Source organism: Streptomyces sp. NPDC053750, from assembly GCF_044544295.1.
GTDB lineage: Bacteria > Actinomycetota > Actinomycetes > Streptomycetales > Streptomycetaceae > Streptomyces.
Map to the genome: position 1 here is coordinate 13938 of NZ_JBITXB010000018.1, position 23831 is coordinate 37768.

Sequence of the window (23831 nt, forward strand, 5' to 3'; positions counted from 1 at the left end):
GTGTACCACGTCCTGGTCGCCGGTCGGGTGCCGCTGGGTGTCGGCGCGGGGGACCGAGTGGACTTCGGCGTCGGTGTCCGCGTTGCCGATGCACTGGGGCCGGGTGATGTCGGTTCTGGTCTGGGTGTTGCTTTTGGTTTTGGTGTGCGTGTGGTTGGCGGGGTGATTGTGGATCGAATGTGAGGGCTGGGGCTGAGGCTGGGCCGGGTGGGTTTGAGTGTGGGTGTTGTTCTGGGTGCTGGAGGTGGTGTGGCCGGAATGGGCGCTGCTTTTGGTGCTCGTGTGGTTGGCGGGGCGGTTGTGGTTCGGGCGTGGGGGCGGGGGCGGGGGCGGGTCGGTTCCGGTCTGGGTTCGGGTTCGGGCGTCGGTTCGGTCACCGGGGACGCTCTGTCGGGGGTCGGTGGGGTCGGTGCTGTTCTCGGCGGCCGTGCGGTCGGCGGCGCGAGTGTGGCCCGTGGGCGCGACGGCTGGTCACCCGGCGGTGCAAGCTGCCAGGAAGGAGTGACCGGCGGCTCGGGTGGCACGGGCTCCTGGGTGCGCGTCGGCCTCGGCCGTGCCGTACTCGATGTCGTCGGCACAGGTGACACGGACGGCACGGGCGACACGGACGACACGGACGGCAGCGGGGCCAACGTGGGCAGGGACAGGTCGGCCGAGGGCGACGGCGTCGGCTCCGGTGTGCCGCCGTCCCGCGCCACCAACGTCCACACGCCGAAGCCGCCGAGGACGAGCACGGCGGCGCCGCCCGCGATCCATGGGGCCCGGCGGCGTGGACGGCGGTGACGGCTCATGGTTCTTACTGTCCGCGTTCCGCTCCCGGGCTGCTCGCCGGCTCGGCCAACTGCTGGACGCGGCCCGCCACGCGGGTGTCTCTTTCGGGTGGATCAGCCGGTTCCGCGGGCCAGGACGCGGCGGGCGGCCTCGGCTTCGGCGGCCGACGGCGACAGTTCGTCGAGGGTGTCGAGCTCGTCGTCCGTCTCCAGTTCCCGTTCCCAGGCCGCCGCGAGCTGTTCCTGCTCCTTCCGAGGCTGGGCACCGACGGCCTCCCGGTGATCCGGGTCCAGGGCCGCCAGGAATCGTCCGACCGGGTCCGTCGGCATATCGTGCTCCTTGTCGCCGGGAAGGGTGCCGCTCCAGGTCAGCTTGGCCAACCGGGTGCGCGCCGACCGCTCGACACGGCCGGAGGCCACCCGGATGGCACTGCCGCCCTGGCGGGGTGTTGCTAGGCCTGCGGGTGGAGTACGACCTTCGTGTAGCCCTCGACCCGTTTGTCGAACTTGTCGTACGCCGTCGGAGCCTGGTCGAGGGGCATCTCGTGCGACACGACGAAGCTGGGCGTCGCACGGCCCTCGATGATCATGTCCCGCAGCTGACGGTTGTAGCGCTTGACGTTGCACTGCCCGGTGCCCATGCGCAGTCCCTTCTCGAAGAGACGCCCGACGGCAACCATGAGCATGCCGTGCTTGGCCTGTTCGTCCGGGCCGCCGGGATCGCTGGGGACGTACAGCCCCGGCACGCCGAGGGCGCCCGTGGGCCGCACCGTCTCGACGAGCGAGTTCAGAACGGTCGCCGGCTCCTCGCGATCCTCGCCCGGCACCTGGGCCTGCGCCTGGTAACCGACGGCGTCGATGCCCTTGTCCGTGCCCTGGCCGCTGGTCTGCTCCCTGATCTGCTCCGCCGCGTTGCCCGCGGTGAAGTCGATGGGGACGGCGCCGATCTCCTCGGCCTTCTGCAGCCGCTCCGCCACCCGGTCCACCACGAACACCTTGCTCGCGCCGCGCAGCATCGCCGAGTAGGCCGCCATCAGACCGACCGGGCCACCGCCGTAGACGGCGACGCTCTCACCCGGACGCACATCGGCCAGCTCGTTGCCGTGATAGCCGGTCGGGAAGATGTCGGCGAGCAGGACGAAGTCGCTCTCCTTCTCGGTGCCCTCGGGCAGCTTCAGACAGTTGAAGTCGGCGTACGGCACCCGCACGTACTCGGCCTGGCCGCCCATGTAGGGCCCCATCGCGACATAGCCGTACGCGCCACCGGCGAAGCCCGGGTTCACCGTCAGACAGAAACCCGTGAAGCCCGCCGAGCAGTTCTTGCAGAAGCCGCAGGCGACGTTGAAGGGCATGACGACCCGGTCTCCGCGGCTGAGCGACGTCACCCCCTCACCGGTCTCCTCCACGACCCCCAGGTTCTCGTGGCCGAACACGATGCCCGGCTCGGCGGCGGTGCGCCCCTCGTACATGTGCAGGTCGGAGCCGCAGATGGCGGTGGACGTGACGCGGACGATCACGTCGTTGGGGTGCTGGATCCGGGGATCCTCCACTTGCTCGACCGCCACTTCGAACGGTCCCTTGTACACGACGGCCTTCATGCTCCAGCACCTCCACTGGGTGTGCCTTGATGTGCCTTCTGTGCTGTACCTCATATCCCAGACTGGTACATGATGAGAGGATTTGCACCGGGGCCGCTGGGGCCCTGTCCAAGCATTCCGGAAGGGTGCAAGACGGAAGGGTGCACAACCTTGTCGCGACGCATCGGTAGGCTGCTCGTCCCGGTCCCGGGTCTGTCCGGGACGACCTATCCGGAGGGAACCCGCGTGGCCATTCGCGGCACCGGGGGATCCGTCGACGGCTTCGTCGGCGGGGACTGGTTGCCGCTCGCCTGGTGGGAGTTCGCCGACGTCCGGGCAGAGGACGCCGCCGAGATGTGACCCCGGTCAGTCGCCCTCGTTCTCGCTGTCGCGGTACGTCGTGCGGTGGCCACCTGCGGTGATCTGGGCCGCCAGGTCGGCGAGGTGGCCGCAGGCTCGCGCGATCTCCCGCTGCGACTGGTTGCGCTCGCTGACGGCCGCCGCGACGAGCAGGGCGGTCAGCGAGGAGGAACCGTTGAACGCCTGCAGCGTGATCATGTTGGTGACCAGGTCGTGCCCGGTGAACGGGCCCGATCCCCGCGTGGCCGCGATGATCGCGAAGGTCGACACGGCCAGGGCGCAGGGCGCGGCCCCGGCCAACTGGAAGCGGAAGGCCGCCCAGATCAGCAACGGGAACCCCAGGAACATGAGGGGAGCACTGCCGGTCTCGACGAGCCCGACGCAGGCAGTGGCCGCGAGGAGCAGCAGCGCATCCAGCCAGCGGCCCGGCTGAACATGCTTCGGCAGGCGTGCGGAGCGGAGCACGAGCAGGACGGGTGTCACCACCAGTACTCCCATCGCGTCGCCGGTCCACCAGACCGACCACGTCGGCCAGAACTGGTCCGCGCTCAGCGCGCCGGCGAGGGCCAGCGTCGCGCTGCCGGTCGTGGCGCTGACCAGCATCCCCGTGAACGCGCCCAGAAAGATCAGCGCGAGCGCGTCCCGCAGCCGGACCAGCTCGACACGGAACCCCGAGCGCCGGAGCAGTGCGTACGAGCACAGGGGTGCGAGGGTGTTTCCCGCCACGATGGCGAGCACGGCCGGGGGCGACGGCCCGATGGAGGCGTTGACCAGGAGCGCGCCGAGCGCGATCCCGGGCCAGACCCGCGGGCCGCGCAGCAGCAGACTCGCCAGTGCGATACCGGTCGGCGGCCACAGTGGGGTGACCTGGCCGCGTACCAGCTGCTGGAGCAGTCCCAGCTCGGCCGAGCCGTAGTACAGCGCGGCAACGATGCAGATCTCCAGGGCGGTCGCGCCGCCGCGCCGGAGCCGTTCACCCCGCGCGACCGTCATCGGGCGACCTCCGCGTCGAACTCACTCCAGACCCATCATCCGCCGGATCCCCGGGATCCTCCACAGCATCGTCGGGCCCGGCGTTCGCCGCACACGAGGTCAGGCGGGCGGGGTACGCAGGGCGAGGACGGCCATGTCGTCGTGGCCGTCGCTGGGATGGTGGTCGGCCAGGGCCCGAACGAACTCCGGCAGGGGCAGTGCGGCGTACGAGGTGGCGGTCTCGGTGAGCTCGTCGAGGCTCGCGTCGATGGGCCGGGCGGGATCCTCGATCAGCCCGTCCGTGAAGAAGACCACCGTGGCGTTCGGGGGCATGGAGCGGGAGTGTTCGGGGCGGGGCTGCTCGGAGTCGACCCCGAGCGGGAGTCCGGGCTCGGCGAACAGGTACTCCGCCCGGCGCCCAGGGGCGATCAGCAGCGGCGGGACGTGGCCCGCGCTGCTCCAGGAAAGACGCCAGCCCGGTCCGGACGGTTCGATGCGCGCCAGCGTGGTCGTGGTGACGGGATTGTCCGTGATGGCCTGCACGGTGCGGTCCAGCTGGGTGAGGACCGTGCCGAGATCACCGCCCCGTTCGAACAGCAGGGCGCGCAGCATGTTGCGCGTGGAGGCCATCGCGGCCGCGGCCTGAAGGTCGTGTCCGACGACGTCACCGATGACGACGGCCACGACGTTGCCGGGCAACCGGATGGCGTCGTACCAGTCCCCGCCGACGTGACTGGGCTCGGCAGCGGGCCGGTAGACGGCGGAGGCGGTGAAGGGGTGCAGGTCGGGCAGCGTCGGCAGCAGAAGCCGCTGGAACTCCTCGGCCCCGACGCGTACCTGTTCGAACAGACGGACGTTCTCGATCGCGATGCCGGCGGCGCCGGCCAGCGCGACGACGACGTTCTCGTCGTGGACGTCGAAGGGACGGCCGTCACGCCGCTCGGAGAGGTAGAGGTCGCCGTAGATCTCGCCGCGGACGGTGATGGCGACGCCGAGCAGGGTGCGCAGGCGCGGGTGGCCGGGCGGGAAACCGACGGACGACGGATGGTCCGGGATGCTGTCCACCCGCAGGGGGTCGGGGTGGCGGATCAGGTGCCCGAGGACCCCCAGGCCGCGAGGGAAGCCGGTCCGGGCCAGCGCGGCGTGTTCCTGTTCCGACAGGCCGACCGCGATGAAGCGCTCCAGGTGGTCTCCGGACCGGTCGAGTACTCCCAGTGCCCCGTAGCGGGATCCCACCAGGTCCATGGCGGTGGTCACGATGCGGTGCAGCACCGCGGGCAGTTCCACCTCCCGGCTGATGGCCACCACCGCGTCGAGCAGGCCCTGCAGCCGGTCCATGGCGTCCAGCAGAGCCCGCAGCTGCTCGTCGATCCGGCCCAACTCGGCACGCAGCCGTACGTGCAGGTCGGGAACGTAGGGCGGCCCGGGGTGCGCCGCGTCGCCGGTCCTTGCCATCACGAGCCAAACGGGTGGAAACGCGGTCATCGCTCACCCATAGGATCGCACATCCGTGCTGTTCGAGCGGCTTTTCCGATGCCCCGGGCCGACGTGCGGGGCGCCGCGCCCTTCCGGGTTGCCCGCCCGGAGCGCAGGGGTGAACCTGCTGGCATGGGTCGTGGCGCTCGGCGCGCCGGCCATCGCCGCACACCCGTGCCAGGAGGATCGGATGACGGCACCACTGGGCTTCGGGCCGGACCGCTGGATGCCCGCGTGACCGGGCCCGCGACGCCGGTTCCGCAGTTCGGCGGACTCCGCGCGCTGTTCGTCAACGCGACGCTGAAGCGGTCGCCCGAGGTCAGCAACACCGAAGGACTCATCGACATCAGCGCGGGCATCATGCGCGGGCACGGTGTCGAGGTGGACGTGGTCCGCGCGGTCGACCACGACATCGCGACCGGGGTGTGGCCGGACATGACCGAACACGGCTGGGCGAGCGACGCGTGGCCGAAACTGTTCGAGCGGGTCATGGCCGCGCACATCCTGGTGCTGTGCGGCCCCATCTGGCTCGGGGACAACAGCTCCGTGATGAAACGGGTCGTCGAACGGCTCTACGGCTGCTCCAGCCTGCTCAACGACGCGGGACAGTACGCGTACTACGGACGCGTCGGCGGCTGCCTGATCACCGGCAACGAGGACGGCATCAAGCACTGTGCCATGAACGTCCTGTACAGCCTGCAGCACCTCGGCTACACCGTCCCGCCCCAGGCCGACGCCGGATGGATCGGCGAAGCCGGACCCGGCCCCTCCTACCTGGACCCCGGCTCCGGGGGCCCGGACAACGAGTTCACCAACCGCAACACCACCTTCATGACCTACAACCTCCTGCACCTGGCAGCCCTGCTGCGGAACGCGGGGGGCATCCCCGCGTACGGCAACCAGCGCACGGAATGGGACGCCGGCTGCCGCCCCGACTTCCCCAACCCCGAACACCGATGACCCTCGACCGCGGGAGGCACGACGGTGACGCAACAGATGCCACGCACCTCGCAGGCATGGCCGCGCCTGCGGGTGGCCGACTGGGCCGAGACGCGGGACACCCTTCACATGTGGACCCAGATCGTCGGCAAAGTACGGCTCGCCCACGCGCCCCTGGTCAACCACTGGTGGCAGGTCACCCTCTACGTCGGCCCCCGCGGTCTGACGACCTCCGCCATCCCCTATGGCACCGGCGCGTTCGACATCGAGTTCGACTTCATCGACCACCAGTTGCGCATCCGCGGCAGTGAGGGTGCCGTCCGTCAGGTGCGGCTGGAATCCAAGACGGTGGCGCGGTTCTACGACGAGACGATGCGCGCACTGGACGAACTCGGCATCCAGGCGCCGATCCAGTCCCACCCCAACGAGGTCGAGCCCGCGATCCCCTTCGCGGAAGACGACCAGCACGCCTCCTACGACCCCGACGCCGTGCACCTGTTCTGGCGCCAGCTCCTGCAGGCCAACCGTGTCATGGGTGACTTCCGCTCCCACTTCGTCGGCAAGGTCAGCCCCGTGCACTTCTTCTGGGGCGCCATGGACCTCGCCTGCACCCGCTTCTCCGGCCGATCCGCCCCACCGCACCCCGGCGGCGCGCCCAACTGCGGCGACTGGGTCATGGTCGAGGGCTACTCCCGGGAACTGAGCAGCTGCGGCTTCTGGCCCGGAGGCGGCGAGGAAGGCGCCTTCTACGCCTACGCCTACCCCGAGCCCGACGGCTTCGCCGACCACGACGTCACCCCGGCCGACGCGTACTACAGCCGTGAGAACGGCCAGTACCTGCTGCCGTACGAGGCCGTACGCACCTCCGCCGACCCCGACGGTGTGCTGATGGGATTCCTCCAGAGCACCTACGAGGCGGCAGCCGTGCACGGGAACTGGGACCGGACCATGCTCGAGGACGACCCCAGCCGGTGGAACGCCCACCGATGAGCTCCCGGCTCACCAGGTCTTGCCGGCCTGCTCCCGGACGGTGCGGTTGATCCGGTTGAAGAAGTTGGTCGTCGCGATCTCCAGGATGATCGCGGACAGTTGTTCCTCGCCGAAGTGGTCGGCGGCGGCGTCCCAGATCTCGTCGGTCACGCCCGGAGCGCCGTCCTGGAGCCGGGTTGCGGCCTCGGTCAGGGCGAGCGCCGCCCGCTCCTCGTCGGTGTAGAACGGCGTCTCGCGCCATGCGACCACGTTGTGCAGCCGCTCGTCCGTCTCACCGGCCTTCTTCGCCGCCGGGATCGAGGCGAAGACACAGGGGCTGCACCCGTTGATCTGGCTGGCGCGCAGATGGACCAGCGACAGCAGTCGCGGGTCGACGCCCCCGGAGTGAATCGCCTTGTAGAGGTGCTGGATCGCCGTGGTCACGTCGGGACCGGCCGTGCCGTTCATGCGTGCTTCCATCGGTGTCGCTCCTTCATCGGTTACCCGAGCCCGTCCGGGCCCGTCATCACCCCTGACGGAGCAGAGCCGAGGAAGGTAACAACATGTCCGACACCCGCCCGACGGACCCGGTGGCCGAGGCGTTCGAGGCCCAGCGTGACCGGCTGCGCGCGGTCGCCCACCGCATGCTCGGATCGCACGCCGACGCCGAGGACGTGGTCCAGGAGGCCTGGCTGCGGCTCGCACGCCAGGACACGGCGAGCATCGACAACCTCGCCGGCTGGCTGACCACGGTGGTCGGCCGGATCAGCCTCGACGTCCTGCGTTCGCGTCGGTCCCACCCGCAGTCCTCCTACGACGACCGGCTGGCCGAACTCGTGGTGACGGCCGACGACGGCCCGGCGCCCGAGGACGACGTGGCCCTCGCCGACTCGGTCGGGCTCGCTCTCCTCGTCGTCCTCGAGTCGCTCAGGCCGAGCGAACGGCTGGCGTTCGTGCTGCACGACCTGTTCGCGGTGCCGTTCGAAGAGATCGGCCGGATCCTCGGCAAGTCCACCAACGCCACCAAGATGCTTGCCAGCCGGGCCCGCAGAAAGGTGCAGGCCTCCGAGCGGCCGACGGTCGTCGGACGGGAGCAGAGAGAGGTGGTGCAGGCCTTCCTGGCGGCGGCTCGCCGAGGCGACTTCGACGGGCTGCTGCGAGTGCTCGACCCCGAGGTGCGGCTGACCGTCGACACCCCGGGCGGCACGGTCGTCACCCTCGGCGCCACCGAGGTCGCCGCCGGCGCACAGCTGTCCGCGGGTGCCGCCGCGCGGGGCCGGGCGGTGCTGGTGGACGGCCGTCCCGGGATCGTGTCCTGGCGCGAGGACGGCTCCCCGCTGTCGGTCATGGCCTTCACCGTCACCAACGGCCGGATCACCGGCATCACGGTCGTGGTCGACCCGGCCGGGCTCGCGGCGATGGAGCTGCCGGGGCCCGCGTGAGTCACGGCCCGGGCGGCGTCGTGCTCACGCGTCCGTGGGAAGTCGCCCAGCGCGCGGGGCACGTCGGTGTGCCGGGCGACCCCCGTCAGGGCTCGGGCCAGGACCGGGAAGAGGGGTCGTCGACGGCGTCATCGGAGCCGCTTGTCGACGTGCCGGCACCCTTCACGGCGTCGTGGCTCAGGCGTGGTGGTCCAGCCGGGCCAGCAGGTCGTACGCCCGCTGCTCCGCCGCCGCGAGTTCGGACGGGTCGATCTCGGCCGGCCACAGTTCCCCGGCCGCGGCGTCGTCGGCCTCGCGCAGCTCCACGGCCGCCTCTGCCAACCGCAGCCGCACGGCCGCGTGCGACGGCCCGGCGGGGTGGGCCAGGGACCGTTCGGCGTGCTCGGCGGCCGTCCGGCAGGCGTCGAGGGCACGCTGCACCCGTACCGCGGCACGGTCGTGGACCACCAGGAGCGCACAGAGCAGCCCGACGGCGATGCCCATGACACTGCCCAGCGCCCGGTCGAGGATCAGTTCCCCCGCCGGCTCGGGCGTCGCCAGGTCGCTCAGCAGCAGGGCCATCGGCGTCAGAAAAACGACGCCCAGGGCGTAGTTGCGGACCACGACGTACTCCAGCAGGAACTCCAGCACCACGATCACCACGGTGAGCGCCACCGGTTCCGGCCGTGCGGCCAGCACCCCGAGCGCGAGCAGCAGCCCGACGACGGTGCCCAGGGTCCGCTGGACCGCACGCTGGGCGGTGGTGCGGACGTTGACCCCGTGCAGCACCGCGGCGGCCGAGATCGCCGCCCAGTAGCTGTGCTCCAGGTCGAGGAGGACGGCCAGTCCGCCCGCCACGGACGTGCCCAGAGCCATGCGCAGGGCCGGAACGGCGAGCACGGCCGGATGGTGCGGACCGTGCGCGCGCCCGACCAGCAGCTCGGTGGCGCGCAGCGCGGCGGACGGGGCCGGCGCCGCCGGCGCCACGGGAACGGGCGGCCGGGGGCCGAGATTCGGGGAGACCCGGCGGCGCCGGATCATCAGCAGGCGGGCCTGACCGCGCAGGTACCGCGCCGCGTCGGCCTGTTCCCCGGGGTCGCGCCGGGCCGAGCCGACCAGCAGGGCCCAGGACAGATCGGCCAGGTCCAGGAGGGCCGCGTCGTGGCGAGGTCCGGACCGCCGGGTGTACGCCGGTGGCGGCCGGCCGATGCTGCGGTACGCCTGGAGCACGGCGACCGTGGCCCCGTGCCGCGTCCGCGGGGACGCCGCGCTCTCCCCGGCGCGCGCCTCCAACAGGACGGCGACCCTGCGCAGGGCCGTTGCGACCGCGAGGCGTTGCGGGCGGTCCGGATGCACCAGCCGGCCCAGCAGCCCGAGCAGCCAGGCGAACGCCGCCCCCGCCGCCGCGACCCCCGTGTACGGGAGCACGTCGGCGATGCCCGGTGAGGCGTGGGCCGCCACCGCGAACGAGAACAGCACCATGACCGCGCCCAGCCCACCGAGCCGGGTGGCGTCGCAGACGTACTTCGCCACGCCCGCGACCAGGGCCGTCGCCGCGACCACGACGGCGGCCCCGCCTGCGGTCTCCTCCGGGCGCACCCACGCCGCGAGCGCCGATCCGCAACCCACGCACGCCGTCATGGCCAGGGCGACCAGCGCGAGGACCCGGGCGCGGCGGGCGTAGGGCAGGTTCCGGCCGAAGGTGGTCGTGAAGGAGCCCAGCATGCCGTACACCGCGAGGTCCGCACGGCCGGCCAGCGCGAGGGGCACCGCGACCAGCCCCATCGCGAGGGCGGCCCGCAGGGCGAAGAGGAGCGCCCCGTCCACGTCGTGCAGAGCCAGCGCTCCGTGGGGACGGAGCACACGCCGCACACCGACGGTGAGAACGACCGACCGCCGTCGGCCGGGCCGGCGCAGAGGGGGGACGAAACGGCGTGACATGGGCATACGGGCTGTATACCTAGCGCCGATCGCCGAGGACGGGTGACAGCCCCGCGGCCCGGCGTCGTGTCGACTCGACTTCCCGTCCGGGCGAGCTCCACCGGGCCGGGCACCGCCCGCGGGACTAACGTCGTCGTGCATGAGGAGCTGGTTGCCGCTGGACGCCGTGCCCCGGTTGTCCGGTGCGCTGCTCCTGGGCGTCCTGGTGGGTGTGGTCGTGGGACTGGCCACCGAGACGCCGCTGGGCGCCCTGGCGGGGATCGCCGCGACCGAGCTGCTCTTCGTCCTGGCGGGATGGGCGGTGCTGTGGCCCATGGACGCCGCCGCCACCCGCCGCAACGCACGCCGTGAGGACTTCCGGCCCGTCGTCGAGGAGGCCGCCGTCGTGGCGGTCGCGGCGTGCGGTCTGCTCGCCATCGTGCTGCTCCTCGTGCTCGGCACGTCCGACACCGGACACGTCGGCGCCGCCACGGCGCTCTGCGGTGTGTTCATGGCGTGGGCCGCCCTGCACCTGATGTACGCGACCCGCTACGCCTGCCTCTACTGCGCCGACTCCGGCGGGATCGACTTCAACTCCGACGACCCGCCCGCCTACCGCGACTTCGTCTACTTCAGCTACAACCTCGGCATGACCTACCAGGTCTCCGACACCGATGTCTCCAGCTCGACGATCCGCGCCATCGTGCTGCGGCACTCCCTGCTGTCCTACGTCTTCGGCACCGGCATTCTCGCCACCGCGATCAACCTGGTCGCGGGCCTCGTGGCGGGCTGACTCCGGGCGCCCGGCAGGCGTCCCGGGCCCGAGTTGCGGGGCGCACGGCGGCGCGTTTCCGTGGAAGGGTCCCCTTGCCGCTCAGGAGCTGCCATGGCGATGTCGTCGTTCGGTCTTGGCTCGTCCGATCCCTTCAGCGACCTGCTCAACCGGTTCTTCGGGATGTCGCCCGCGTCGTCGCCCCCGGCGGTTCAGCGGGTGCCGATCGGACGGCTGCTGACCGAGTCCTCGCACGAGCTCCTCAACCTCGCGGCGCGGCGGGCCCTCGAGGACGGCACCTCGGACCTCGACACGGAGCACCTGCTGTGGGCGGCCACGAAGGTCGACCCCGCGCGCGGCCTCCTCGCCCAGGCCGGGGCGGACCCCGACACGCTCGCGTCCCAGATCGCCGAGGTCCTGCCCCGCGAGTCGGGCGAGCCGTCCGCCGAGCCCGGTCTCACCCCGGCCGCCAAGCGCACCCTCGCCACCGCCTACGCCCGCTCCCAGGCGGCCGGCGTCTCCTACATCGGCCCCGAGCACATCCTGGGCGCGCTGCTGGACGGCGGTGACACCGGCGCCGCCCGGCTGCTGAGCGCGGAGGGCCAGGACATCCGGAAACTGGAGGGGCTCACGGAGCAGGTGAGCCGCGCGGACGGGCTCCCCGGCGAAGGCGGCAAGAAGCAGCCGGCCACGACCCTGGACGAGTACGGACGGGACCTGACGGACGAGGCGAAGGCCGGGAAGCTCGACCCGGTCGTCGGACGTGCCGAGGAGATCGAGCAGACCGTCGAGATCCTCTCGCGGCGCTCCAAGAACAACCCCGTGCTCATCGGCGAGCCCGGCGTCGGCAAGACGGCCATCGTGGAAGGGCTCGCACAGCGCATCGTCGCCGGTGAGGTGCCCGACACCCTGAAGGACAAGAGGGTGGTCGCGCTCGACCTGTCCGGCATGGTGGCGGGCGCCCAGTACCGCGGCCAGTTCGAGGAGCGGCTCAGGAAGGTCATCGAGGACGTCCAGCAGGCCCGCGGTGCCATCATCCTGTTCATCGACGAACTGCACACGGTCGTCGGCGCGGGCGCCACGGGCGAGGGCTCGATGGACGCCGGCAACATGCTCAAGCCGGCCCTCGCGCGCGGCGAGCTCCACGTGGTGGGCGCGACGACCATCGACGAGTACCGCAAGTACGTCGAGAAGGACGCCGCGCTGGAACGCCGCTTCCAGCCGGTGATGGTCCCCGAGCCGACGGTCGAGGAGACCGTGCAGATCCTCGAGGGCCTGCGCGACGCGTACGAGGCGCACCACCAGGTCCGCTTCGCCGACGGCGCCCTCGCGGCCGCGGCGGAACTCTCCGACCGCTACGTCAGCGACCGCTTCCTGCCCGACAAGGCGATCGACGTGATGGACCAGGCGGGCGCCCGGGTACGGCTGCGCAGTGCCGCCCGCTCCACCGAGGTCGTCAGCCGCGAGGACCGTATCGCCAAGCTGCGCCGGGAGCAGCAGCAGGCCGTCGCCGCCGAGGACTTCGACCGGGCGGGGGAGCTCAAGCGTGAGATCGCCGAGGCGGAGGGCGAACTCGCGGGCATCGAGGAGCGGCGCGAGGGCGTCGTCTCCGTCACCGCCGCCGACATCGCCGACGTGATCTCCCGACGCACGGGCATCCCGGTCTCCCAGCTGACGGCCGGCGAGAAGGAGAAGCTCCTCAAGCTGGAGGAGCAGATGCACTCCCGCATCGTCGGCCAGGACGAGGCGGTCACCGCCGTCTCGCGCGCGGTACGCCGCAACCGGGCCGGCATGGGCGACCCGAACCGCCCCGTGGGCTCGTTCCTCTTCCTCGGCCCCACCGGCGTGGGCAAGACGGAGCTGGCCAAGACCCTCGCCGAGCTGCTGTTCGGCGAGGAGAACCGGATGATCCGCTTCGACATGAGCGAGTTCCAGGAGAAGCACACCGTCGCCCGGCTCGTCGGGGCCCCGCCCGGATACGTCGGCTACGAGGAGGCCGGGCAGCTCACCGAGAAGGTGCGCCGCCAGCCCTACAGCGTGGTCCTGTTCGACGAGGTGGAGAAGGCGCACCCCGACGTCTTCAACACCTTGCTGCAGATCCTCGACGACGGGCGCCTCACCGACGGACAGGGCCGCACCGTCGACTTCCGGCACTGCGTCGTCATCATGACCTCCAACATCGGGGCCCACCGCATCCTCGACCACAAGGGCGACGTGTCGGAGCTCAAGGACGAGCTGATGGGGGAGCTGCGGACCCGGTTCCTGCCGGAGTTCCTCAACCGCATCGACGACATCATCATCTTCCACGGCCTCACCGAGCAGGACCTGGGCGAGATCGTCGACCATCTGCTGGGCCAGAGCGAGCGCCGGGTGCACGCGCAGGGCCTGAAGCTGGAGGTCACCGAGGCCGCCAAGAAGCTGCTGATCGCCCATGGGCACCAGCCGGAGTTCGGCGCCCGTCCACTCAGGCGCACGATCCAGGCGGAACTCGACAACCGCATCGCCGACCTGCTGCTGGGCGGCGAGGCCGACCCCGGCGACACCATCGTCGCCGACGTACGGGACGACTCGCTCCACTGCACGGTCAGGAAGGGCGGCGCGGAGGGCGACGCGGAGGCCGAAGCAACCGACGCAGCCGGCGCGGACCCGACTGCGAGCTGACTCCAGGAGGCCGGCATGACGCACCACAAGTCCAACCAGGCGGTCGAGGGAGAGGCCGGATCCCGACGCGCCCACGACCGGGGGATGCCCCGGCGGCCCGACACGGAGGAGCTGGCGCGGCGGACGATGCGGGACCGTGCGGAAGCGGGCCTGCCCGCCGGAGGGTCCGAGGACCCCGACGCCGTGTACCGGGCGGTGCACGACGAGGTCGACGTCCAGGCCGCCGACGGCTCCCTCGCCACCGGCACGGCACGCCGGAACCGTGGCTTCCCACCGACCCGCTACTGAGTCCGGTGGCCCGACCGGCCGACCCGACGGGACGCATCGACCGAGCGTCGTGTGGCGGCCCGTCGGTCCGGCGACGAGACTGACCGAGCGGGGCGTGGCGAAGGCGAGTGGTGAATGAGAACCGTTGAGGAAATGGTCGAGGTCGCGGTACCGGTGCATACCGCCTACAACCAGTGGACGCAGTTCGAGTGCTTTCCGCGGTTCAGCTCCGTGGTGCGACGCGTCGAGCAGGTCACGCCCTCCGTGACCACCTGGGTCGTCGGCCTCGGGCCGGTGCGCAGGGAGTTCCGGGCCGAGATCGTGGAACAGGTGCCCGACTCCCATCTGGCCTGGCGGAGCCTGAACGCCGGCCCCTGGCACACCGGCGAGGTCAGGTTCCGGGCCGCCGCCGAGGGCCGTACCGCGGTCGCGGTGCGGATGGAGCTGCGACGGCGTGGACTGGCGGGCCTGCTCCCGGGGGCTCCCGAGATGGCCGGCCGGGTGCTGCGGCGGGAACTCGGACACTTCAAGGAGTTCATCGAAGGGCGGGGAGAGGCCGGCGGCGGCTGGCGGGGGACCATCCGGGGCGGCCACGTACGGCCGGGGGAGCCGGAACTGACGAAGAGCCGGGTGCCCACATGGCCCGTGGGCTGATCCCCCGGGCGGACCAGAGGAAGCGAGAGACGACTCGATGAAGCCGACGGGTGAAGAGCCGAAGGACGACCTCACCGTCACTCCGCCCAAGAAATGGGCCGCGGGCGTTCCCGCGGTGACGCACGCGCTGCGGTACTCCCTGGAGCAGACGTCCGTGCCCAAAACCGCGGTGGACCTGCTGACCATGAACCAGGTCGACGGGATCGACTGCCCGGGATGTGCGTGGGCGGATCCCTCCCCCGGTCACCGGCACCGCAACGAGTACTGCGAGAACGGCGCCAAGCACATCAACGACGAGGCGACGACCCGGCGGATCACCGCCGACTTCTTCCGCGACCACCCGGTCTCCGACCTGGCCCGGCGCTCCGACCTGTGGCTGAACCAGCAGGGCCGGCTCACCCGGCCGATGGTCAAGCGCCCGGACTCCGACGTCTACGAGCCCATCAGCTGGAACGACGCCCTCAACCTGCTCGCCGAAGAACTGAAGGCCCTGGACACCCCCGACGAGGCGGTCTTCTACACCTCGGGCAGGGTCAGCAACGAAGCCGCCTTCGTCCTGCAGCTCTTCGCCCGGGCCTACGGCACCAACAACCTGCCCGACTGCAGCAACATGTGCCACGAGTCGAGTGGCTTCGCCCTGCACGAGACCCTCGGCACCGGCAAGGGATCGGTCAGTCTCCAGGACCTCCACCACGCCGACCTGATCTTCCTCGTGGGGCAGAACCCCGGGACCAACCACCCGCGGCAGCTGTCCGCACTGGAACAGGCCAAGCTGAACGGCGCCCGCATCGTCGCGGTGAACCCGCTGCCGGAGGCGGGGCTGCTGCGCTTCAAGAACCCGCAGAAGGTACGCGGGGTGATCGGGCAGGGCGTCCGGATCGCCGACCGGTTCCTGCACATCCGTCCCGGCGGCGACCTGGCCCTGTTCCAGGGCCTGAACCGGTTGCTGCTGGAGGCCGAGGACGCCCGGCCCGGGGAGGTGCTCGCCCACGACTTCATCCGCTCCCACACCAGCGGCTTCGAGGAGTTCGCCGAGCACGCCCGCCGGATCTCCTGGGACGACGTGCTCACCGCCACCGGCCTGGGACGCGAGGAGATCGAGAAGGTCCGCGACGACGTCCTGCGCAGCGAACGGGTCATCGTCTGCTGGGCCATGGGAGTGACGCAGCACAAGCACGCCGTCCCCACCATCCGGGAGATCGTCAACTTCCTGCTGCTGCGCGGCAACCTCGGCCGGGCGGGCGCCGGCACCTGCCCCGTGCGAGGACACAGCAACGTCCAGGGCGACCGCACGATGGGCATCTGGGAACGGATGCCGGACTCCTTCCTCGACGCCCTGCAGCGCGAGTTCGGCTTCGACCCGCCGCGCGCCCACGGGCTGGACTCGGTGAACTCCATCAAGGCGATGCGGGAGGGCCGCATCAAGGTCTTCCTGGGCGTGGCCGGCAACTTCGTCCGGGCCGCCCCGGACAGCACGGCCACCGAGGAGGCGATGCGCCGGTGCCGGCTGACCGCCCACATCTCCACCAAGCTCAACCGGTCCCACACGGTCTGCGGACGGACCGCGCTCATCCTGCCGACCCTGGGCCGCACCGAACGGGACTTCCAGGTCGGCGGGGAGCAGTTCGTCACGGTGGAGAACTCGATGAGCGAGGTGCACACCTCCCGTGGGAGGCTCCGGCCGGCCTCCAAGCTGCTGCTCAGCGAAGTGGCCATCCTGTGCGGGCTCGCCCGCCGGACGCTCGACGGACGGGTGGACCTGCCGTGGAAGGAGTTCGAGGCCGACTACGGCTCGATCCGCGACCGGATCTCCCGCATCGTGCCCGGACTGCACGACTTCAACCGGCGGGTGACGCGCCCCGGCGGCATCAGGCTGCCCAACCCCGTCAACGCCGGCGTCTTCCCCACCCCCGTCGGCAAGGCCCTGTTCACCCGCAACACCTGGCAGATGCCGGACGTGCCCGAGGGACACCTGCTGCTGCAGACCCTGCGCTCCCACGACCAGTGGAACACGATCCCGTACACGCCCAACGACCGCTACCGGGGCATCCACGGCAGCCGCCGGGTGGTCATGGTCAATCCGGCGGACCTGGCCGCGCTCGGGCTGACCGCGGGTCAGCGCGTCGACCTGGTCGGCGTCTGGCACGACGACGCGGAGCGGCGCGCCGAGGACTTCGAGGTGGTCCCGTACCCGACCGCGCGGGGCTCCGCCGCCGCGTACTACCCGGAGACGCAGGGGCTCGTGCCGCTGGACAGCGTGGCCGACATCAGCAACCAGCCCACCTCGAAGGAGGTCGTCGTCCGGCTCGAGGCGGTCACCTGAGGGCGAGTCGTCACCCGAGGGCCGGCAGTGGTCCTGGTCATCCGCCGGTGAGCCGGATGACCAGGACGGCGATGTCGTCCAGGTGGCCCACGGTGCCCGCGGAGTCGAGGATGCGGTCGGCGACCCCCTCGGCGCCCAGGCCGTCGCTGAGCGCCGCCGCGGCCGAGGCTCCGGTGCGGCGCAGGCCGGCTTCCAGCGTCATGCCCGGACCCTCGACGATCCCGTCGGTGACCATGATCAGGGAGGTGTGCTCGTCCAGGGTGAAGTCCGACTGCTCGTACCGCGCGCCGGGCAGCACGCCCAGTACGGTCCCGCCCCGCAGTTGGTGGATGTCGTAGCCGCCGTCGTCGCGCACGCGGAGCAGCGGTACGTGACCGGCGCTGGCCCCGGTGATCCGACCGTTGCGGGGATCCACCCGCAGCATGGTGCAGCTCGCGAAACGCGGCACGCCCATGGCGAGCAGCAACTCGTTGGTGCGGGTGAGCACGGTCCGGGGCTCCGTGGCGTGTGCGGCGATCGCCCGCATGGAGGCGCGCACCTGGCCCATGAGGGCGGCGGCGTCCACATCGTGCCCCTGGACGTCGCCGATCACCAGGACCACCGTGCCACCGGGCTCCTCGAACACGTCGTACCAGTCGCCACCGATGTCCAGACCGCCGAAGCCGCAGCGGTAGCGCACGGCCACCTCCATGCCGGGGAGGCTGTCCGGGGGTGCCGCCAGCATGCTCTGCTGGACGGCGTTGGCGAGCTGGACACAGGCCTGCTGCCACCTGATGCGTTTGAGGGCCTGCCCGGCGAGGCCGGCGAGCGTGTTCATCAGCGCCTGTTCGTCCCCGGACAGCCGGCGCGGCCGTTCGTACGTCACCATCCAGGCGCCCAGGGGTTGGTCGCCCGCCGGGCCGAGAGGGGTGACGGACAGCGCGGTGTCCGGACCGAGCCAGGGCGCACTGACCCCCTGCGGCCAGCGCAGCACGTACTCGGCCCGGCCCGACAGGTACTGGGGTTCACCGCTGCGGATCGCGTAGGGGAGGGGGCTCGACGCGTCCAGCGACACACTCCGTGCGGCGTTGGCCAGTGCCAGGGGGATGCCGGCGTCGGTGGAGATCTGCAGGTGGTCCTCATGGACGAAGGCGAGCAGCGCGCCCGTGCCCTTGAAGGTCGCGGCGAGCCGGGTCAGGACGATCTGCCGCAGCTCCTGTTCCGTGGTGGCGGAGATCAGCGCGGAGGCGAACGAGGTGATCTCCGCGGTGCGCTGCCGCTCGGCGCCCAGCGCGGCCATCATCGCCTGTTGGCGTTCCTCGCTCCGGGTGTCGTCGCGGATCACCCCGAAGGTCCGCTCCGGACCACCGTGGCCCAGCTGGATGCGGCGCGTATGACACCTCAGGTGGCGCTGGTCGCCCTCGTCGGTGCGGAAGCGCAGCGTGAACCAGGGGGACTCGGCGGCGGACGAACGCATGAGCCGGCGCAGGCCCTCCCGGTCGTCCGGGTGAATGCGCCGGACCATCCAGGACAGGGACACCCCGGTCGACGGAATCAGAGCGGTCAGGGCGGGAGCGCCGCCCAGCCACTCGATCCGGTTGCCCTCGGGGACGTAGGAACACAGGGCGAGGTCGGCCGCCTCCGCCGCCATGCGGAACGGGATCAGCAGGCTGCCGAAGTCGTTCGACGTGTCGAGGACATGGATCCACACCAGTTGCAGCCCCTGCGCCGAGGTCACCGGCCGGGCCTCGACGAGGCACACGACGGGGGCGGCACCGGGCCGGGGGAACTCCATCACCCGCATGGCGAGCCGCTTCGTCGAGAGGGCGTGGTCCACGAGGAGCTCGAGGATGGCCCGCTGACCCACCGGAAGGAGCTCCTCGGTACGGCGGCCCACGCATTGATCCGCCGGCCTGCCCAGCGTCGCGGCCATCGGGGCGTTGAGGGAGTGCACGCTCCCCTCGAGAGTCAGCAGGGCCGACGGCTCCACCCTGCGCAGATACACGTCCGTTGCGTCCATGAACCGACTCCTCACGACGGGTGCCGGTGTCAGGGAGACGGCGCAGGGTAGGTCAGGCGACCGTCGTGCACCCGGGCGTGCTCGTTGAGGACGGCCGGCTTCGCTGTCGTGCCCGACATGATGTGCACCACCTCCACGCCCTCGACGATCAACGCGTCCGTGATCAGCCTCCGATGACACCGCCACGGCACCGCCTCGCTGCACACGATCGCGCACCGTTCGTGCTCCGCCAGCTCGAGCAACTCCTTCAGACCCTCCGCGAATTCGTCGGTGCCCATGTAGTCGGCGTAGTCACGGAACGCCTTGACCTGCCACGCGCCGTTCGCGCTCGGCACTCCCGCGGGAGTGTGCCGACGGCCGCCCAGGCGGCGGATCCAGCGATACCCGATGTCGGGCGGCAGGGCTTCGACGATCGCCGACCGGTCCCACTGCGGGTACTTCCTGGACGACGGGAACGACCGGACGTCGACCAGGCAGGTGATGTCGTGGCCGCGCAGCAGGCGGAGCATCTCGTCGAAGTCGCGCGTCGAGTGTCCGACCGTCCAGATGCGAAGCGGGGGCATCCTCTACAACTTCGTCAGGGCTCGCCCTTTGTGCATCGCGACGTGGTCGGACCTGTCGCTCCTGACCTCGTACTGCGGATCGGCCTCTGAACAGTGGCGCGTACGACCCTTGAACTCGACGTCGTGCGTGTGCTTCTCGATGATGACGCCTTCCACGTGTCCGGCTTCCGATTCCACCGCACGTGATCCCCGACGCCGAACTGCTCCGTCATCGCAGTTCCTCTCGTTCCGTCCTGCCTCCTGCGGAATTCCCGTCCACGATTCCACGCACGGCCGGGCCCCGCCATCCGGCACCGTGCGGACTTCCCGGGCGCGAATTGGCATGGGTTGGGCATGAGCGGCCGACAGCCCTCGTAGTCAAGCCTGGAGGCGTCATCCGTGCCCGAGTCGCAGTCGGTGATCGCCCCGCCGGCCAAAGCCGCTCTTTTCCTGGTGTGCACCATCGTGCCCGGCGGTGAATCCGTGGTCCGCGACGTTCTCCCGGACCTGGCAGGGCTGCGGCGGTCGGTGGGATTCCGGGCGCCGGACGCCGAACTGACCTGCGTCGTCGGCATCGGGTCCGCCGCATGGGACCGGCTCTTCGACGGGCCCCGTCCACGGGATCTGCACCCCTTCATTCCGCTGGCGGGGGAGCGCCACTGCGCCCCGTCGACGCCGGGCGACCTCCTCTTCCACCTGCGGGCCCGCCGGATGGACCTCTGCTTCGAGCTGGCTCAGCTGATCACCAGGCGTCTTCGCGGGGCCGTTTCGGTGGTCGACGAGGTACACGGTTTCAAGTCCTTCGACGAGCGTGATCTCCTCGGTTTCGTCGACGGAACGGAGAACCCGGAAGGGCAGCTTGCGGCCGACGCGGTGTTCGTCGGTGACGAGGACCGCGCCTTCGCGGGCGGCAGTTACGTCATCGTGCAGAAGTACCTCCACGACCTCACCACCTGGAACGCGCTGACCACGGAGGAACAGGAGAGGGTCATCGGCCGGACGAAGCTGTCCAACGTGGAACTGCCCGACGAGGTCAAACCGCCGGATTCCCACGTCGCGCTCAACACCGTCACGGACGACCAGGGCGACGAGCGGAAGATCGTACGGGACAACATGCCGTTCGGCCGGGTCGGGACAGAAGAATTCGGAACCTACTTCATCGGCTACGCGCGCACCCCTGCGGTGACCGAGCAGATGCTGCGGAACATGTTCCTGGGGGACCGTCCGCACCTCCACGACCGCATCCTCGACTTCTCCACGGCCGTCACCGGCTGCCTCTTCCACGTGCCGAGCGCCGACTTCCTCGACGATCCGCCCGCCCCGCCCGCCGGCGCCGCCTCGGCGGCGGGTTCCCTGGGCATCGGCAGTCTCAAAGGAGCCTGATCCATGTCCACGCCCACCGCGACGAACAACCTCCACCGCGAACTCGCCCCCCTCACGTCCTCGGCGTGGGCGCAGATCGAGGACGAGGCCCGCCGTACCTTCGAGCGCAACCTCGGCGGCCGCCGCGTCGTGGACGTGACCGGACCGGACGGACCCACGCTCGCGGCGGTCGGCACCGGCCATCTCACCGGCATCGACGCTCCCGCGCAGGGTGTCGCCGCACGGCTGCGCACGGTGCAGCCGCTGGTCGAACTGCGCGTCCCCTTCACCGTCGGCCGCGAGGCGGTCGACGACGTCGAACGCGGCGCCCAGGACTCCGACTGGCAGCCGGTCAAGGACGCCGCGCGGGCCATGGCCCTCGCCGAGGACCGAGCCGTCTTCGAGGGCTACGCCGCGGCCGGCATCGACGGGCTGCGCAGCCGCACCTCCCATCCGGTGCTCGGTCTGCCGGCCGAGCCCCGCGACTACCCGGACGCCGTCAGCCGGGCTCTGACGACGCTCCGCCTGGCCGGCGTCGACGGCCCGTACGCGCTGGTGCTCGGTGCCGAGGCGTACACGGCGGTGAGCGAGACGTCCGACCACGGCTACCCCATCGCCGCCCATCTGGGCCGGCTCATCGACGGGCCGCCGATCTGGGCCCCGGCCATCGACGGCGCGTACCTCGTCTCCACGCGGGGCGGCGACTTCGAACTGAGGCTCGGTGAGGATCTCGCGATCGGCTACACCGCGCACGACACCGGGGAGATCCAGCTGTACTTCCGCCAGAGCCTGACCTTCCTCGTGTACACCGACGAGGCCGTGGTGGCCCTCACCTCCTGACCGGGCCTCACGCGCAGGCCGTGTCCGGCAGCCCCTCCCAGCGGCTGAGGACGAGATGCGTCTCCACCTCGGCCTGCAGGCGCAGCACCTCCAGCAGCCCATAGCCGAGCACCGCGCCGGTCGCCCCGGTCATGCCGACGACCAGTCGCATGGCGCCCCGCCGTGCCCGGCCGTCCCGTGTCCATGCCCGTGCCCGGCCGTCCCGCCCCGGTGTCCAGCAGGCGCCGCGCCGTCGTGAGGCGTTCGGGCGCGATGCGTGTCCTCTTGTCGATAAAACGGTCTGTCAACCCCTGCCGGAACGACGCGCGTTCGGCAGGGCGCGCGGCGACCCGGCAGGGAACCGCCGGTTCCGTACCGTCAGCGGCCGCTCGGCCGGGACGTGCCGGACGGCAACGTGGGCAGGTACCGGGGCGCACGCCAGGCGTCGAGTCGGCGCTCCACCGCTGCCCCCAAGGACAGCAGTTCGGCGTCCTGGTGGTCCCCGGCCATCAGGAGCAGGCCGACCGGCAGTTCGCCCACGGACCCGGCGGGCACGGACAGCGACGGGTACCCGGCCACGGCGGCCGGGGTGGAGGACGGAATCACGTCGTTGTCGCCCCGCCCGCAGTCGGTCGTCCACGCGGGCGGATTGGTCGGGGCGGCGATGGCGTCCAGGTCGTGCGCCGCCATGGTCTCGTCGATGGACCGCCGGGAGAGGTCCTTCAACTCGGCGCGCATCGCCCGGTACTGGGGATCGGTGGTCGCGGGCGCGACCAGGGCCTGCTCGAACAGCTCCTGACCGGCGAAGCAGGTGCGCTCGGCCGGGTGCGCCCGGTTGAACTCGATCAGCTCGGCGAGGTTCCGCGGCCCCGAGCGGGTGGCGAGATAGGCGTCGATGTCCCGGTGGAACTCGCTCAGCAGCGCCGGGAACTCGAGCTCGGCGAGCCGCTCCTGGTACGGCGGCGTCACCTCGACGACCTGCGCCCCCGCGGCGCGCAGCCGTGCCGCCGTGCGGGACATCAGGGCGTCCACCTCCGCGCCCAGGGGAAGCCGCCACAGGCCGATGCGCTTGCCGCGCAGACCGCCGGGGCGCGTGCCCGCGTCCGTGAGGCCGACAGGGCTGCCGGCGCGTACGGTGTCGCGGCCACTGAGCACCGAGAGGGTGAGCGCCACGTCGATCACGTTGCGTGCCATGGGGCCGGCCGTGTCCTGCTCGGCGGAGATCGGGACGACACCCGACCCGCTGACCAGGCCGAGGCTGGGCTTGTGGCCGACCACCCCGTTCATCCCGGCCGGGCACACGATGGAGCCGTCCGTCTCCGTCCCGATCGCCACCTGCGCCAACGACGCGGCGAGCGCGGCGGCCGAACCGGAGGACGAGCCGCAGGGGTTGCGGTCCAGGACGTAGGGGTTGTTCGTCTGCCCGCCCACCGCGGACCACCCCGACGTCGGTTTCGCCGCGCGGAAGTTGGCCCATTCGGACAGATTGGCCTTGCCGAGGATCACCGCGCCCGCCGCCCGCAGCTTCCGCACCAGGACCGCGTCCGTCTCCGGCGGGCTCCCGGCCAGGGCCAGCGACCCGGCGGTCGTCGGCATGTCGTGGGTGTCCACGTTGTCCTTCAGCAGCACGGGGATGCCGTCGAGCGGGCCCAGTACCCTGCCGCGACGGTGCCGGACATCGCTGGCGGCGGCCTGGCGCAGCGCGGTCGGGCTGATGTGCAGGACCGCGTGGAGCTTCGGGTCGATGGCTTCGATCCGTCGCAGGTACGCCCGGGTCAGCGCCGACGAGGTCAGCGACCCGCGCTTCATGTGCGCCTGCAACTCGGGGATCGTCACGGTGTTGAGGTCCACTCCGTGGACGAGCGGCGCGTCGGCGGACGGCGACGCACCGTCGGCGTCCGGTTCGGCGGCTTCCGCGCGCTGACCCGGTGCACCCGCTGCTAAGAGGGGGGTGACGAGCAGGGCGGCGGTCAGCGCCGCGAGGCTTCTCTTCTTCATGGGGGACACCCCACTGCACGGCACGACACG

General features: G+C 71.4%; 21 protein-coding genes and 2 pseudogenes. 12 read left to right on the forward strand and 11 right to left on the reverse strand.

The genetic code is table 11. From position 1 onward, the window contains the following. Window positions 1-501 precede the first annotated feature (501 nt). Complete coding sequence (locus tag ACIGO6_RS34160) at window positions 502-783, forward strand: hypothetical protein (protein WP_399883183.1); 282 nt, start codon at window positions 502-504, stop codon at window positions 781-783. A 101-nt stretch (window positions 784-884) separates the two neighbouring features. Here ACIGO6_RS34160 and ACIGO6_RS34165 read toward each other — a convergent pair whose 3' ends face one another. Together ACIGO6_RS34165 and ACIGO6_RS34170 are read right to left on the reverse strand one after the other, a co-directional pair. Continuing rightward, window positions 885-1100, reverse strand: coding sequence for a hypothetical protein (locus ACIGO6_RS34165; protein WP_399883185.1), 216 nt, complete (start codon window positions 1098-1100; stop codon window positions 885-887). A 122-nt stretch (window positions 1101-1222) separates the two neighbouring features. Then, window positions 1223-2368 (reverse strand): glutathione-independent formaldehyde dehydrogenase, encoded by a 1146-nt coding sequence (locus ACIGO6_RS34170; RefSeq protein WP_399883187.1) that lies wholly within the window; start codon window positions 2366-2368, stop codon window positions 1223-1225. A gap of 150 nt (window positions 2369-2518) precedes the next feature. On the opposite strand from ACIGO6_RS34170, the gene ACIGO6_RS34175 reads away from it, so the two are divergent. Beyond that, window positions 2519-2707, forward strand: coding sequence for a hypothetical protein (locus tag ACIGO6_RS34175; protein ID WP_399883189.1), 189 nt, complete (start codon window positions 2519-2521; stop codon window positions 2705-2707). A 6-nt stretch (window positions 2708-2713) separates the two neighbouring features. Here the strand turns inward: ACIGO6_RS34175 and ACIGO6_RS34180 are convergent, their stop codons facing one another. After that, the gene (locus ACIGO6_RS34180; RefSeq protein WP_399883191.1) at window positions 2714-3700 is read right to left on the reverse strand and encodes an MASE1 domain-containing protein; all 987 of its coding nucleotides are present in this window, start codon (window positions 3698-3700) and stop codon (window positions 2714-2716) included. 99 nt (window positions 3701-3799) lie between these two features. After that, a complete protein-coding gene (locus tag ACIGO6_RS34185; RefSeq protein ID WP_399883193.1) occupies window positions 3800-5134 on the reverse strand; it encodes a PP2C family protein-serine/threonine phosphatase in 1335 nt (444 codons plus the stop codon). Window positions 5135-5389: 255 nt separating this feature from the next. Between ACIGO6_RS34185 and ACIGO6_RS34190 the strand changes: the two genes are divergently transcribed. Together ACIGO6_RS34190 and ACIGO6_RS34195 are read left to right on the forward strand one after the other, a co-directional pair. Further along, window positions 5390-6115, forward strand: a complete 726-nt coding sequence (locus ACIGO6_RS34190; RefSeq protein ID WP_399883195.1) for a flavodoxin family protein — start codon at window positions 5390-5392, stop codon at window positions 6113-6115. A gap of 36 nt (window positions 6116-6151) precedes the next feature. Beyond that, window positions 6152-7084: a DUF5996 family protein gene (locus tag ACIGO6_RS34195; protein ID WP_399883197.1), complete on the forward strand. Its 933-nt coding sequence runs from the start codon at window positions 6152-6154 to the stop codon at window positions 7082-7084. A 9-nt stretch (window positions 7085-7093) separates the two neighbouring features. On the opposite strand, the gene ACIGO6_RS34200 is transcribed toward ACIGO6_RS34195, so the two are convergent. Further along, window positions 7094-7543, reverse strand: a complete 450-nt coding sequence (locus tag ACIGO6_RS34200; RefSeq protein WP_399883199.1) for a carboxymuconolactone decarboxylase family protein — start codon at window positions 7541-7543, stop codon at window positions 7094-7096. Between the two features lie 83 nt (window positions 7544-7626). Here ACIGO6_RS34200 and ACIGO6_RS34205 point away from each other — a divergent pair, with 83 nt between their 5' ends. Continuing rightward, entirely contained in the window at window positions 7627-8505 is an 879-nt protein-coding gene (locus ACIGO6_RS34205) for a sigma-70 family RNA polymerase sigma factor (RefSeq protein WP_399883201.1), read from the forward strand. A gap of 177 nt (window positions 8506-8682) precedes the next feature. Here the strand turns inward: ACIGO6_RS34205 and ACIGO6_RS34210 are convergent, their stop codons facing one another. Further along, window positions 8683-10431, reverse strand: coding sequence for an FUSC family protein (locus ACIGO6_RS34210; protein WP_399883203.1), 1749 nt, complete (start codon window positions 10429-10431; stop codon window positions 8683-8685). A 133-nt stretch (window positions 10432-10564) separates the two neighbouring features. On the opposite strand from ACIGO6_RS34210, the gene ACIGO6_RS34215 reads away from it, so the two are divergent. The 5 genes from ACIGO6_RS34215 to ACIGO6_RS34235 all read left to right on the forward strand — a co-directional run bounded on the left by ACIGO6_RS34215 (window position 10565) and on the right by ACIGO6_RS34235 (window position 17081). Beyond that, complete coding sequence (locus ACIGO6_RS34215) at window positions 10565-11197, forward strand: DUF1345 domain-containing protein (protein ID WP_399883205.1); 633 nt, start codon at window positions 10565-10567, stop codon at window positions 11195-11197. Between the two features lie 93 nt (window positions 11198-11290). Then, the gene (locus tag ACIGO6_RS34220) at window positions 11291-13837 is read left to right on the forward strand and encodes an ATP-dependent Clp protease ATP-binding subunit (protein WP_399883207.1); all 2547 of its coding nucleotides are present in this window, start codon (window positions 11291-11293) and stop codon (window positions 13835-13837) included. Between the two features lie 15 nt (window positions 13838-13852). Then, window positions 13853-14125: a hypothetical protein gene (locus ACIGO6_RS34225; RefSeq protein ID WP_399883209.1), complete on the forward strand. Its 273-nt coding sequence runs from the start codon at window positions 13853-13855 to the stop codon at window positions 14123-14125. Window positions 14126-14239: 114 nt separating this feature from the next. Then, window positions 14240-14758 carry an SRPBCC family protein gene (locus tag ACIGO6_RS34230; RefSeq protein WP_399883211.1) on the forward strand — a complete coding sequence of 173 codons (519 nt, stop codon included), beginning with the start codon at window positions 14240-14242 and terminating at the stop codon, window positions 14756-14758. A gap of 37 nt (window positions 14759-14795) precedes the next feature. Beyond that, complete coding sequence (locus tag ACIGO6_RS34235; protein WP_399883214.1) at window positions 14796-17081, forward strand: FdhF/YdeP family oxidoreductase; 2286 nt, start codon at window positions 14796-14798, stop codon at window positions 17079-17081. A 37-nt stretch (window positions 17082-17118) separates the two neighbouring features. Here ACIGO6_RS34235 and ACIGO6_RS34240 read toward each other — a convergent pair whose 3' ends face one another. The 3 genes and pseudogenes from ACIGO6_RS34240 to ACIGO6_RS34250 all read right to left on the reverse strand — a co-directional run bounded on the left by ACIGO6_RS34240 (window position 17119) and on the right by ACIGO6_RS34250 (window position 19855). Continuing rightward, on the reverse strand, window positions 17119-19080 hold the full coding sequence (locus tag ACIGO6_RS34240) for a SpoIIE family protein phosphatase (RefSeq protein ID WP_399883216.1): 1962 nt from the start codon (window positions 19078-19080) through the stop codon (window positions 17119-17121). Window positions 19081-19109: 29 nt separating this feature from the next. Beyond that, complete coding sequence (locus tag ACIGO6_RS34245; RefSeq protein ID WP_399883218.1) at window positions 19110-19643, reverse strand: DUF488 family protein; 534 nt, start codon at window positions 19641-19643, stop codon at window positions 19110-19112. Between the two features lie 3 nt (window positions 19644-19646). Beyond that, window positions 19647-19855, reverse strand: a pseudogene (locus ACIGO6_RS34250) (DUF2945 domain-containing protein). A 166-nt stretch (window positions 19856-20021) separates the two neighbouring features. Here ACIGO6_RS34250 and ACIGO6_RS34255 point away from each other — a divergent pair. Together ACIGO6_RS34255 and ACIGO6_RS34260 are read left to right on the forward strand one after the other, a co-directional pair. Continuing rightward, window positions 20022-21005, forward strand: coding sequence for a Dyp-type peroxidase (locus tag ACIGO6_RS34255; RefSeq protein WP_399883220.1), 984 nt, complete (start codon window positions 20022-20024; stop codon window positions 21003-21005). Between the two features lie 3 nt (window positions 21006-21008). Then, window positions 21009-21824 (forward strand): family 1 encapsulin nanocompartment shell protein, encoded by an 816-nt coding sequence (locus ACIGO6_RS34260; protein ID WP_399883222.1) that lies wholly within the window; start codon window positions 21009-21011, stop codon window positions 21822-21824. 37 nt (window positions 21825-21861) lie between these two features. On the opposite strand, the pseudogene ACIGO6_RS34265 reads toward ACIGO6_RS34260, so the two are convergent. Together ACIGO6_RS34265 and ACIGO6_RS34270 are read right to left on the reverse strand one after the other, a co-directional pair. Beyond that, window positions 21862-21975: pseudogene (locus ACIGO6_RS34265) on the reverse strand (phenolic acid decarboxylase); the annotation flags it as partial. A gap of 206 nt (window positions 21976-22181) precedes the next feature. Next, on the reverse strand, window positions 22182-23801 hold the full coding sequence (locus tag ACIGO6_RS34270) for an amidase (protein ID WP_399883224.1): 1620 nt from the start codon (window positions 23799-23801) through the stop codon (window positions 22182-22184). Window positions 23802-23831 lie beyond the last annotated feature (30 nt).